The sequence below is a fragment of the Massilia atriviolacea genome, assembly GCF_003953935.1.
GTDB lineage: Bacteria > Pseudomonadota > Gammaproteobacteria > Burkholderiales > Burkholderiaceae_D > Telluria_A > Telluria_A atriviolacea.
The window spans coordinates 705,433-715,602 of record NZ_RXLQ01000001.1 but is presented as its reverse complement, the minus strand read 5'-3'; the positions used below and the strand labels follow the sequence as shown (position 1 = coordinate 715,602).

Sequence of the window (10,170 nt, the reverse complement as noted above, 5' to 3'; positions counted from 1 at the left end):
CGTCTTGCCTACGCCGCTCGGGCCTACCAGCACCATGTTCTTGTGCCGCTCCACAAAGCCCAGGCCGCCTCAAACAGATCGCCCTGATAGATCGCCCTGATGCGGACATGAAGTTCGTCGAGCACAGTGGCGCCGCGATTGAAGCCGGCCGCCTGTCCATCCTCGAGCTGGAAGACCGCATGCGCCAGGCCGGCGCCGAGCTGCTGGTAATCAAACCGGGCAACGTGACCGAGAGCCAAATCCTGGCTGACAACGAGCAGGGATCGTGCGCGCTCAAGAAGGTGGCCGAGAACATTGAAGACCCGCTCGACCAGGCGCTGCAGCTGATGGCTGCCTGGGTGGGCGAGCCGCAAGGCGCGCACCTTGCCGTCTTCAAGGACTTCGGCGCTGCCACCTTGGCCGAGGCATCCGCCGACCTGCTGTTCAAGAGCGTTACCGGTGGCAAAATCTCCGCTGAAACCTACTTCAACGAGCTGCCTACCTTCGACGTGCCAATGCCAAAGGTGCCGGGCGCCGAACCGGTCACGAAGCCTGGCGCCAAGCCTGCGCCGGTGACCGACTTAGCGCGCTCGAGCAGTGGTTGATGGACCTGCTCATCCAGCACAATGTCTTGATGCTGCGCGCCGAGGCAGAAGTCAAGGCCAAGGTGCTCGCGCTGCTGATCCCGATGCAAAAGGATATCGTGGGCGTGCTGGCCAGCGCACCGGCTCTGTCCGAGCTGGACAAGGCTGGCAAGAGCGCGCTGCTGCGCAAATCGAATGCGCTGATCGCCGACTACTACGGTCGGGCCCAGCTAGTGGCCGACCTGGGTGCCATGGCGCAAGTCGAGGCGCTGGGCGTGCACTCCGCGCTGTCGACGGTGATCGAAGCCCGCATTGGCGTTGGCATGCCGACCGAGAACTACCTGGTCAGCGACACCCTGATGCTGGGATCGCCGGCGCGCACCTGGTGGCTGCGCCAGCAGCAGGACACGGCGTTCGAGTTGGCAACGCAAATCCGCATCGGGGCAGCGCAGGGCGAGACGAACGCTCAGATCGTTGCGCGCGTAGTCGGCACCGACGAAATCCCGGGCGTGATGCCGATGGCGCGCAAGAACGCGCTGTCGACCGTGCAGACCAGCATGGCCGGCGTGGCAGCTGCGGCGCGCCGTGCAACGTTCGAGATGAATCGGCACCTGATGACCGCCATTGAGCAAGTTTCGACCATGGACGGGCATTCCGGCCTGATGTGCATTGCATACGGCGGCGCGCAATGGGATCTGCACTATGAACCGATGGGCGAGAACCACCTGCAGTCTAACGATGGCGTGCCTCGGCACCACGGCTGCCGGTCGACCGAGATCGCAGTGATGAAGATCTTCCGCGAGATGGGGATCGACCTGGACGAGCCAGAAGAGGGCGCGCGTGCATCGTCGAGCGGGCCGATTAGCGCCAAGACGACTTTCGCCGACTACCTGACGATGAAGGGCGCCGACTACCAGAACGAGGTACTCGGCCCTGGCCGTGCTGCGCTGTTCCGAGAGGGCAAGCTGGCGCCGCGCGACCTGGTGAACATGAGCGGCAGACCGCTGAAGCTGTCAGCCTCAAGGAGATGTACTCGCAGTAGGGTAGCATCGGCGCATGACATTCCACCCGAGATCCCTGCCGGCGTCGCCGACGCTGCCCGTGCCGCCGGCGTCACCCAAGCCCATGGCTATCGACGATCTCGCGGCCGCGCTGGCTAAGATATCAGCGATCGGCATGGGCGGCGCGCCGGTCGCGCTTCCTGATGGGCGCGCCGTGATGGCCGTCGATCTGGTGGCGCACGGCGAGGTGCCTGCGCATTTTGTCGTAACGAGCAGGAAATAGTTTTACTCCCATGAGTATTGATCAGTTTGCAAAGATATAATTAATATCAGTGCAAACTTCGTGTCGATGCAACTCGATGCGATCAATCCTCAAGGAGGGCGTATTTTGTCGAATATCATGTGGTTTCTGCTGGGTGAGTTCCTGATCGTGATGGCAATGGTTTATTTGATCCGTACAGTAAATGGTCAGGATGCGGAAAGTAGGCAGCTTTACTTCGGGTCGGTCGTGCTGACGGCCATGACCTTGGTCTTCATCCTATCAATGGCGATGTATTACTGGGCAGAAGGCGCGGAAATTCAGGCGCGCGCGCAGAAGATATTTGAGGCCTGCCTCCAAGTTATCCCTCCGCTCTTGACGCTGGTGATCGGGTTTTACTTCGGCAAGCGGAGCGAGACCAAGGCGGTGTCAAAGCCGGAAAATACCTAAACGAATTACAGCCCGCTCCGGCGGGCTTTTTTTCTATGAAAGCAAATTAAGCTTGGGCGCAATTTGACGCGTCGGTGGTCTAACGCGGATTGAGTTGATTTAGGATGTGATGTCTCGTCATACCGCCCGTGCCGAGCCGGTCGAAGAGCACCGGCTTACTGCTTGCCTGACCACTTGCGCGGCGTGCGGGCAGCCGATGCCTGTGGCCTATACTGCTGTGGTCAAGTCATTTCGGACACACGCTAGGTTAGCGAACAGCCGGCTTGCTTCGCCCCAAGTCTCGGAAACGATAGCCCATGCAAGCTTGCCGTGCCGATTTGTTAGCTGTAATGGCATCCCTTTTTGGGCGCATTGGTACCAATACCTTTCATTGTCGTGGATGGTCACCATGACCGACATCGGCGTTGTCAGGCCCAACGCACACGGACAGGCAATGATGAGTACAGCAAGCCCGTCGACGAAACCGAATACCCAAGCTGGATCGGGGCCGAATATGTCCGATATGGCCACTGCGACGGACCGCGGCAAGGTCCACCAGAACCTGCGCCTGACATCGGCCAGTTCAGGATTCTCCTCGCCGTCGAGCGAAGGGAACGCCGGTTCCAGCGCATCCTGCATAGCGGGCAATTGCCCCGCTTGGCACGCCGAATTTCCGGATGCACCGGATCACTGCGATCCCGATGGGAACTTCATCGGGATGGGGCTACCAGAACATGATCGTGCAGCCGCTCGCCCGCAAAGGGAATCGTGGACCTTCCTCACTGCCGGCTTCTTTGCTCGAAACAATGCCTGCGATGCGATGCGATGCGATGCGAGCGCGATTGCGCCGGCAAGGGGCGTCAACGCGCACTGCCTTGGCGATCACTGACATTTCCGCATCACCGTCATGTGCTTCTGCAACATGTCGGGCGATATTGATTTCATTTGCTCGTCGATGATCGCCGGAGGTCCTTCCGGCGTTCTCGTGCCCTTCATCTTCTTGTGCATGTTGCACATTGCGTTCATCTCGCCTGTCTGCGATGCAGGAAACGCTGCGAACCGTGCGTAAGCGTCCTCTCCTTCGCTCTCATCAGGCATACCAGGCGCCAACATGGTCAATTGTTTGACGCACCTCAAAACATCCGGCAACGGTTCAGATCCGGGCCGCGCCAGCAGTTGACCGACGCCGCAAATATGGCCGCCGTCGCGTACGCGGCAGCGACACGTTGCCGGCCGCTCAGCTGCCCTGCCCGCAGGGCAGGCCATGGCGTTCGCAAGATGCCTGGAGCAGCCTGTGTGCGGCATCCGGCACAAGCGACTTGCAAGGGCGGCGTGACGCGGTGGGAGATCTGCAGACACCATGCGTCATGAGGGAGGGAACCCTGGAGGTATTCCGGTGTCAGACAGTGCAACGCCCCATTGATGGCGGTCGACCTGGCACAAGGCCGCCGGCGATGGCTGCGCGGCGCAAAGCAAGGGGGCGGGGCGCTCGTGAACCGGAACCGGTTCTGTCAGTTCATTCAAACAAGGTACGATCAACGAACGAGGGGCCGACAAATGGATCAGAGCTTGCAGGTGGCGGAACGGGCGCATCCCCATGCCGGGGTTGCTATTGCGTCGCGCGAACCCGGGATACGTCCAGTCACGGCGCAGTGGGCATGGGCGACGGCAGGATTGTCGCCGATGTCGACGTGGACAGCGTATTGGGACTGGGCCTGGCATCTGGCGTGTTCTCCCGCGAAACAGGGTCAACTGGCGATCAAGGCCGGACGCAAGTACGCCAGGCTGCTTCGGACCTTCACAAACCTACCGTGCGACGGCTGCCCGCCATGTATCGAACCATTGCCGCAGGACCGCCGTTTCAGCGCGCCGGAATGGCGGATGTGGCCATTTAACCTCGTGTATCAGTCATTCCTCCTCACTCAGCAGTGGTGGCACAACGCCACGCAAGGCGTACCCGGTGTGACGCCGCATCATGAACAGTTGATGATATTTGCCTCACGCCAGCTCCTGGATATGGTTGCGCCATCGAATTTCATCGCGCTCAATCCGGTCGTCTTGCACGAAACCTTTCGGCGCGGCGGCCGAAACCTGTTGGAGGGAATGTACAATTGGGCCGTCGACAGCGTGCGCCTGCTTGCCGGCGTGCCGGAAGCGACCGCCGACGCGTTCCTTCCGGGCCGCGGGGTCGCCATCACCCCCGGTAAGGTTATTTATCGAAATCGCCTGATCGAACTGATCCAGTATGCGCCGCAGACCGACACGGTGTACGCCGAACCGGTGCTGCTGGTACCGCCATGGATCATGAAATATTACATACTCGATTTGTCGCCACCCAACTCACTGGTCAGGTTTCTAGTTCGGCAGGGGCACTCGGTCGTGATGCTCTCGTGGCGCAACCCCGATGAAAACGATCGCGAGCTCGGCATGAACGACTACCTCGCCAGCGGGGTGCTGTGCGCCATCGACATCGTCGAGGCGACATTCCCGGGCAGGCGAATGCATGCGCTCGGGTACTGCCTGGGCGGCACCTTGCTGGCCATCGCTGCGGCAGTGCTGGGAAGGCGCGGCGACACGCGCCTCAGGTCGCTGACCCTGCTGGCGGCCCAGCTTGATTTCTCCGAGCCCGGTGAGCTGGGCATCTTTATCGACGAAAACCAGCTGGCCTACCTCGATGCGCTCATGGCGCGGCAAGGCTATCTCGACGGCAAACAAATGCAAGGCGCGTTTGCGCTGCTGAATTCAAAAGACATGGTCTGGTCGCGCATCGTGCAAAACTATTTGCTGGGCCGAAGCGGGCAGCCACGGACCGAACTGGCCGCATGGACTGCGGACGCCACCAGAATGCCTTACAGGCAGCACAGCGAGTATCTGCGCCATCTGTATCTTCACAACGATCTCGTCAATGGACGCTATGTCGTCGATGGGAAGGCGGTATGCCTGGCCGACATCAGGCTGCCAATCTTTGCGCTGGGCGCGCGGCGCGATACTGTGGCGCCATGGAAGTCCGTGTACAAGGTCCACGCGGTCACCGATGCGGAAATCACCTTCTGTCTTGCCAGTGGCGGACACAATGCGGGCATTGTCGCGCCGCCAGGCCCATCGGCGGACGAAAAAAGTTACCAGATTGGTGTGCGCGATGGCGGGGCGCCCACCGTGGATGCTGAGCAATGGTGGCGACAGATGCCTAATCGCCCCGGCTCCTGGTGGCCCGCGTGGGCCGATTGGCTGAAACAGAAATCGGGTGAGCGCGTCGAAGCCGGCGCTGTGTGGCGCGCCAGCGCCATGCTCGACCCGGCGCCCGGGCGTTACGTTCTCATGGCCTGATGACCGGCGCCGGCCGCACGGTGACGGCGCGCCTGTTACCGTGCATCGCGCCAGTTCCGCTCGGCTTCCCGGCCAGGCCGCCCCGGTTCGCCCGCCGGGCGGATGGCGAGGTGGTGAAAGGCGAAGTAGCGCCAGTCGATGTGGCCTGAGATAGCGTGCATTCCATTAGTTCCCTGTAAACGCACGCCATATGAGAGCGCGCAAATCGTGGCGAACGGCTTTGGAGCGGCGCTTTTGGAGCGGTACGATGGTATTTTTTTCGCTGCGTCGTGGCGCGTCGCTTTGCAGAAATCACTCTAACGGAGGTCGAAAATGGTCATGATAACCCGAGCTTTACCCTTGGTGGCGCTGGTCGGCGCACTGTCGCTGATAATGTCGAACAGCCTGGCTGCGCCGCCGAAAAAGGGGGCGTCGGCGCAGGGCGACGAGTCTGCTGAAACAATGCAGAGGCAGGAATACGCCGCAATAAGGCATGTCAACGATGCCGTTGCGGTGGTGCGCAGGCTGAACGCCGACGCGCGCATGCATTCCTTGCTGCGCAAGGCGAAAGGTATTTTCCTTGTCCCCACCTACGGCCGCGCCGCGTTAGGGCTCGGCGCTGCCGGCGGCGCAGGGGTACTGCTGCTCAAACGCGATGACGGATCGTGGAGCTCGCCGGCCTTCTATTACATTGGCAGCCTCAGTGCCGGTGCCCAGGCAGGCGCGGAGGGCGGCGCAATCGCGTTTGTGCTGAACAACGACAAGGCGGTCAACAAGTTCCTTCAAAAAAATCTGTTTTCGCTCAGTGCGGATTCGGGACTGACGATCGTCAACTGGAATGCAAGCGCGCAGGGAAGCATCGGCGATGGCGATGTCACTGCGTGGACCGGCACGCGCGGGCTGTTCGGCAATGTCGCCACGGTGGGACTCAATGGCATCGGCTATAACCAGAACCTGACCAACGCCTTTTATCGGCAGAACGTCTCCATCAGCGATGCAGTGGGCGGAAAATTCAACAATGATGGCGCCGACGTGCTGCGCGCTACCCTGCGGGATGGCGCGCGTTGACCGGCCTCGCATTGCCGGGAAGAATGAAGGTGGCCCGGCCCGGCGGCTCCCGACCCGGCAAAATTTGACGTCGGTAAAAACGTTCAGCCACTTTCATTGATCGGTGAATGAGTCAAAACCAAGGGGGAAAGCATGTCCTTGAAGACGATTGTCGTGCACGTCGATTCCACGCCCGGATCCGGCGAGCGGGTCAACATTGCTGCGCAACTTGCGATCGACGACGACGCGCATCTGATCGGCCTGGCCACCACCGGGTGGTCGTCGTTTGTGTTCGCCACGGGCGCCATCGATCCGATGGTACCGCCGTTCTCTCTGGAGCTCGAGCCTGTCAGGCAGGAGTGTCGCACCGCACTTGCCGCTTTCGAAGCGCAGGCGTGCGCGCTCGGTGTCGCATCCCTGGAAACGCGGATGGCGGAAGAGGAGGCGGGCATGGCGCTCGCCCTGCATGGCCGCTACAGCGACCTCATCGTGCTGGGACAAACCACGGGCGCCAGCAGCAGTGTCCTGGTGCGCCGCGATTTCCCCGAGTATGTCCTGCTCAATTGCGCCGCGCCCGTGCTGGTGATCCCCGCCAGCGGCAGCGTCGGCAGGGTCGGGCGCAAAGTGCTTGTGGCGTGGAATGGCAGCATGGAGGCGCGGCGGGCCGTTGTCTCAGCCATTCCCGTGTTGCAGCGCGCCCGGCAGGTGAGTCTGGTCATCATCAATCCGGAGCGGCCTGGAATGGACGAGGGCGATGAACCCGGCGCCGACATGGCCCTGTATCTCGCGCGGCAGGGTGTGCGCGTTGACGTGCTCAGCCGCTCGACCAGGGGCGAGGCCGGAGATGCGATCATCGACGTGGCGACCGGATGCGGCGCGGACATGGTGGTCATGGGTGCCTATGGGCGCTCCCGCCTGCGTGAATTCATCATGGGCGGGGCCACCCGGACCATGCTCGAATCGATGCCGGTGCCGGTCTGGATGGCACACTAGCGTGGTGCGCCACGGCGCCTGCGCCGCTTACTGCATGTGCAAGGCGCGGGCGAGTGCCTGGTCGAGCCGGTAGATGTCGTTGGCGAACAGCGGTCGGCCGCGCCGGTCGGTGACGGCGGTCGCATAAAATAGCACCACGGGAACGGCACTTCCGAGCCGGACCGTGCGAGTGGGCCCCGGCTGCATGGCCTCACGCACGCTCTCGCTGTCCCATTGCGCCGTATCGGCCAGGACAAACTCGGCCAGTTCGGCCGGACGCTCCACCCGGATGCATCCATGGCTCAGGTCGCGCCGTTCCTTGTCGAACAGTTCGCGCGCGGAGGTCGCGTGCAGGTAAATATTCATCGGATTCGGCATGGCGAACTTGACCGCGCCAAGTACATTCCGGGGGCCGGGCCGTTGCCGGACACGCGCCGTTCCCGCACGCAACGCCGCCATGGAATCGGCCGTCCCCGCCGCAAGTATCTTCCCGCCGGCGGACACCAGTTCCATTGCGTTGTTTTTCAGGTAGGCCGGATCGCGTGCCAGCCTGGGGAGAATTTCCTTGCGCTCGATACTGCGCGGAACGTTCCAATAGGGGTTGAATTCAAGGTAGCGCATCTGGCCGACGAAGAGCGGGGTTGGCGTGCGGGCGGCGGCGCCGACAATGACCCGCATCTCGAGCGGTTCGGCCTGGCCGGGGTGGGCACTGTCGAATGCCCACAGCCGGAACGCCGGAATATTGACGGCCACGATGCGCCCGCGCCGCACGGCGGGAAGCCAGCGCAGACGCTCGAGCGTCAGGATGAGCTGGCGCACGCGATGGGCGGGAGAGACGGCGAGCGCGGCCATGGTTGACGCGCCCAGCTCGCCGTTTGCGTCGAGGCCGTGGCGCGATTGAAAGCGCCTGATCGCTTGCGCGAGAGCGGCGCTGTATACCGCGTCGTCAGCTGCGGCATCGGCGCCGGGCAGGTCGCCGAGCAGTATGAGGCGCTGCCGTACGGGAGGAATGCCCGCATACGGCCTTCCCACGATGAGTTTGCCTCCATGCGGCAATGCGGAGATCGGCGGCCATTGCCCGGCCAGGCTGGCCAGCGTGCGGTACTCGGCCAAGGTCTTCTTGACCCGCCAGTACAAGGCGACGCGCGGCGCGGCGTCGTTGGCCAGTTGGGCCACGCCATCTTGCACCAGGGCGCGTCGAAGCTGCTCGACCGGATCGTAGTCCGGGCCTTGCTCGGCTGCCGGGAGAGCGGCGGGCTCCGGGGGCGCCCGGCCGAAATGCAGGTGCGACAGCAATTGGAGTACCGCGCCGCTGAGTGCAACGTCGACCGCCGCGCCGTGCGCCGCAGGATCGTCCGGCTGGCCCGGCACGGCCGCGAGGCGATAGGCGGACGGTTCGAGGCCATGGGCATGCGCTTCCTGCAGCAGTTGCAGCGCCTGGCGCGCGTGCCGTCCATCGCCGCCGCTCCAGAGCGGGCGGTAGCCCTCCGCTTCGTAGAGCCGCGCGACCATGTCCTGCGCAGCGGCGGGCAGGGCGTCCGGCCGGGCAATAGCCGCCCTGATGGCGGCGCTGCTGGCAAACGCATCCTCGCTGTTGCTGGCCGGCGCGGACAGCAGTAGCAGGAGCAGTAGTAGCATGTGTAAGGTGATGCGGGTGGCCCCGAAGTGGGTTTGGCGATCCAAGATTGTCCCCGGCAAATTGTGGTGTTGGAAAATTGCGCTGCTTCGCCAGCGGCGCCCGGTTGCGCGCCCCCCACGCTCGCCCCGCCGCGCACTACGGTGGCGTAAGAGGCGCGCTGCCATGGCGCTCTCGGCGCGGCTGCCCGGCGAGACCAGCGGCGCACTTGGCCGGCACCTTGCGCACGCGGTCGAGCCTCAGCGCGACGATGCGCGCCGACGCGACCGCCGACCTCGCGGTCTCTAAGCGGCCGACGGCCAAGCTGCCTGTTTCCACCGGCACCGGCGCGGTGGGAATGTCGCGGACGCAGCCGGCAAACCGGCCCCGCCGCGCCTGTATGTCATTCCTGCCTTGCCGGAGCGTCGGCCGCGTACCGATCGGCGCTCATGACGACTGGAAAATGCAGCTGCTGCATTTTCATCGGAGCGGTCACCGGGCCAACCAGATCGCGTCCGAGCAGTATGGCCATTGATTCGTCCCGCGTAAAGCGGAGCACGCGCACGCCTGTCAGCTCCTGGGGCCTTTCCGGCAAGGCGACGGCTACGATGTGGTGCAATATGCTCCTTGAAGCCGAGTCCCGGAACTATCTTGCATAATTGCTGGCATTGAAAACAGTACGCGGACTTATCGGGGGCCGACCGATGAAATGCGAAGCGTGTCCGCACACTTTGATTCACCTCAAACGATACCGATTTTTCCCGCATACAGTGGACTGATCGAGGAGGGACCCGACGCTCGCCGGCCCGGACGGGTGATGTGCGCGCCGGTCGAGATCGGCCAGCTTCGCCGGCGTTACGGCGTCGAGGCCGATATCGTCCCCGGAACCGGTGAGAGCGATCTCGGCCACGCGCTGATGGAACCGGCGTGCGTTAACCGCTTCTGGGTGGGACCACCGGCAGGGTGCCGTTATCCGCC

13 protein-coding genes are annotated in these 10,170 nt (G+C 63.2%); 9 read left to right on the top strand and 4 right to left on the bottom strand.

Annotated features, from left to right (window positions below; all coding sequences use genetic code 11):
• Positions 1-63 (bottom strand): hypothetical protein (locus EJB06_RS32850; protein ID WP_267876887.1); only part of this gene is annotated, 63 nt, incomplete at its 3' end.
• A gap of 14 nt (positions 64-77) precedes the next feature.
• On the opposite strand from EJB06_RS32850, the gene EJB06_RS03085 reads away from it, so the two are divergent.
• From EJB06_RS03085 to EJB06_RS33200, 5 genes are all read left to right on the top strand, one after another.
• Positions 78-584 carry a DUF4055 domain-containing protein gene (locus EJB06_RS03085; protein ID WP_441295155.1) on the top strand — a complete coding sequence of 169 codons (507 nt, stop codon included), beginning with the start codon at positions 78-80 and terminating at the stop codon, positions 582-584.
• Positions 584-1,723 carry a hypothetical protein gene (locus EJB06_RS03080; protein WP_126072507.1) on the top strand — a complete coding sequence of 380 codons (1,140 nt, stop codon included), beginning with the start codon at positions 584-586 and terminating at the stop codon, positions 1,721-1,723. The genes EJB06_RS03085 and EJB06_RS03080 overlap by 1 nt, the downstream gene beginning before the upstream one ends.
• Entirely contained in the window at positions 1,689-1,847 is a 159-nt protein-coding gene (locus tag EJB06_RS31705) for a hypothetical protein (protein ID WP_164557796.1), read from the top strand. The genes EJB06_RS03080 and EJB06_RS31705 overlap by 35 nt, the downstream gene beginning before the upstream one ends.
• Positions 1,848-1,907: 60 nt before the next feature.
• Positions 1,908-2,273, top strand: coding sequence for a hypothetical protein (locus EJB06_RS03075; RefSeq protein WP_198420744.1), 366 nt, complete (start codon positions 1,908-1,910; stop codon positions 2,271-2,273).
• A gap of 388 nt (positions 2,274-2,661) precedes the next feature.
• The gene (locus EJB06_RS33200; RefSeq protein ID WP_164557794.1) at positions 2,662-3,141 is read left to right on the top strand and encodes a hypothetical protein; all 480 of its coding nucleotides are present in this window, start codon (positions 2,662-2,664) and stop codon (positions 3,139-3,141) included.
• On the opposite strand, the gene EJB06_RS33195 is transcribed toward EJB06_RS33200, so the two are convergent.
• The gene (locus tag EJB06_RS33195; RefSeq protein WP_164557793.1) at positions 3,135-3,350 is read right to left on the bottom strand and encodes a hypothetical protein; all 216 of its coding nucleotides are present in this window, start codon (positions 3,348-3,350) and stop codon (positions 3,135-3,137) included. The genes EJB06_RS33200 and EJB06_RS33195 overlap by 7 nt on opposite strands.
• A gap of 459 nt (positions 3,351-3,809) precedes the next feature.
• Here EJB06_RS33195 and EJB06_RS03060 point away from each other — a divergent pair, with 459 nt between their 5' ends.
• A complete protein-coding gene (locus EJB06_RS03060; RefSeq protein ID WP_126072505.1) occupies positions 3,810-5,579 on the top strand; it encodes a PHA/PHB synthase family protein in 1,770 nt (589 codons plus the stop codon).
• 35 nt (positions 5,580-5,614) lie between these two features.
• Here the strand turns inward: EJB06_RS03060 and EJB06_RS32845 are convergent, their stop codons facing one another.
• Positions 5,615-5,740 (bottom strand): hypothetical protein, encoded by a 126-nt coding sequence (locus EJB06_RS32845; RefSeq protein WP_267876884.1) that lies wholly within the window; start codon positions 5,738-5,740, stop codon positions 5,615-5,617.
• Between the two features lie 151 nt (positions 5,741-5,891).
• Here EJB06_RS32845 and EJB06_RS03055 point away from each other — a divergent pair, with 151 nt between their 5' ends.
• The gene (locus EJB06_RS03055) at positions 5,892-6,626 is read left to right on the top strand and encodes a YSC84-related protein (RefSeq protein WP_126072504.1); all 735 of its coding nucleotides are present in this window, start codon (positions 5,892-5,894) and stop codon (positions 6,624-6,626) included.
• A gap of 132 nt (positions 6,627-6,758) precedes the next feature.
• A complete protein-coding gene (locus tag EJB06_RS03050; protein WP_126072503.1) occupies positions 6,759-7,598 on the top strand; it encodes a universal stress protein in 840 nt (279 codons plus the stop codon).
• A 27-nt stretch (positions 7,599-7,625) separates the two neighbouring features.
• Here the strand turns inward: EJB06_RS03050 and EJB06_RS03045 are convergent, their stop codons facing one another.
• Entirely contained in the window at positions 7,626-9,260 is a 1,635-nt protein-coding gene (locus EJB06_RS03045; RefSeq protein WP_164557792.1) for a L,D-transpeptidase family protein, read from the bottom strand.
• Between the two features lie 161 nt (positions 9,261-9,421).
• Here EJB06_RS03045 and EJB06_RS03040 point away from each other — a divergent pair, with 161 nt between their 5' ends.
• Entirely contained in the window at positions 9,422-9,727 is a 306-nt protein-coding gene (locus tag EJB06_RS03040; protein ID WP_126072501.1) for a hypothetical protein, read from the top strand.
• Positions 9,728-10,170: the final 443 nt, after the last annotated feature.

Coding starts and splice junctions, on each gene's coding strand:
- EJB06_RS31705 (WP_164557796.1), top strand. CDS start 1,689: ATGGCTATCGACGATCTCGCGGCCGCGCTGGCTAAGATATCAGCGATC.
- EJB06_RS33200 (WP_164557794.1), top strand. CDS start 2,662: ATGACCGACATCGGCGTTGTCAGGCCCAACGCACACGGACAGGCAATG.
- EJB06_RS32845 (WP_267876884.1), bottom strand. CDS start 5,740: ATGCACGCTATCTCAGGCCACATCGACTGGCGCTACTTCGCCTTTCAC.
- EJB06_RS33195 (WP_164557793.1), bottom strand. CDS start 3,350: ATGCCTGATGAGAGCGAAGGAGAGGACGCTTACGCACGGTTCGCAGCG.
- EJB06_RS03080 (WP_126072507.1), top strand. CDS start 584: ATGGACCTGCTCATCCAGCACAATGTCTTGATGCTGCGCGCCGAGGCA.
- EJB06_RS03055 (WP_126072504.1), top strand. CDS start 5,892: ATGGTCATGATAACCCGAGCTTTACCCTTGGTGGCGCTGGTCGGCGCA.
- EJB06_RS03060 (WP_126072505.1), top strand. CDS start 3,810: ATGGATCAGAGCTTGCAGGTGGCGGAACGGGCGCATCCCCATGCCGGG.
- EJB06_RS03050 (WP_126072503.1), top strand. CDS start 6,759: ATGTCCTTGAAGACGATTGTCGTGCACGTCGATTCCACGCCCGGATCC.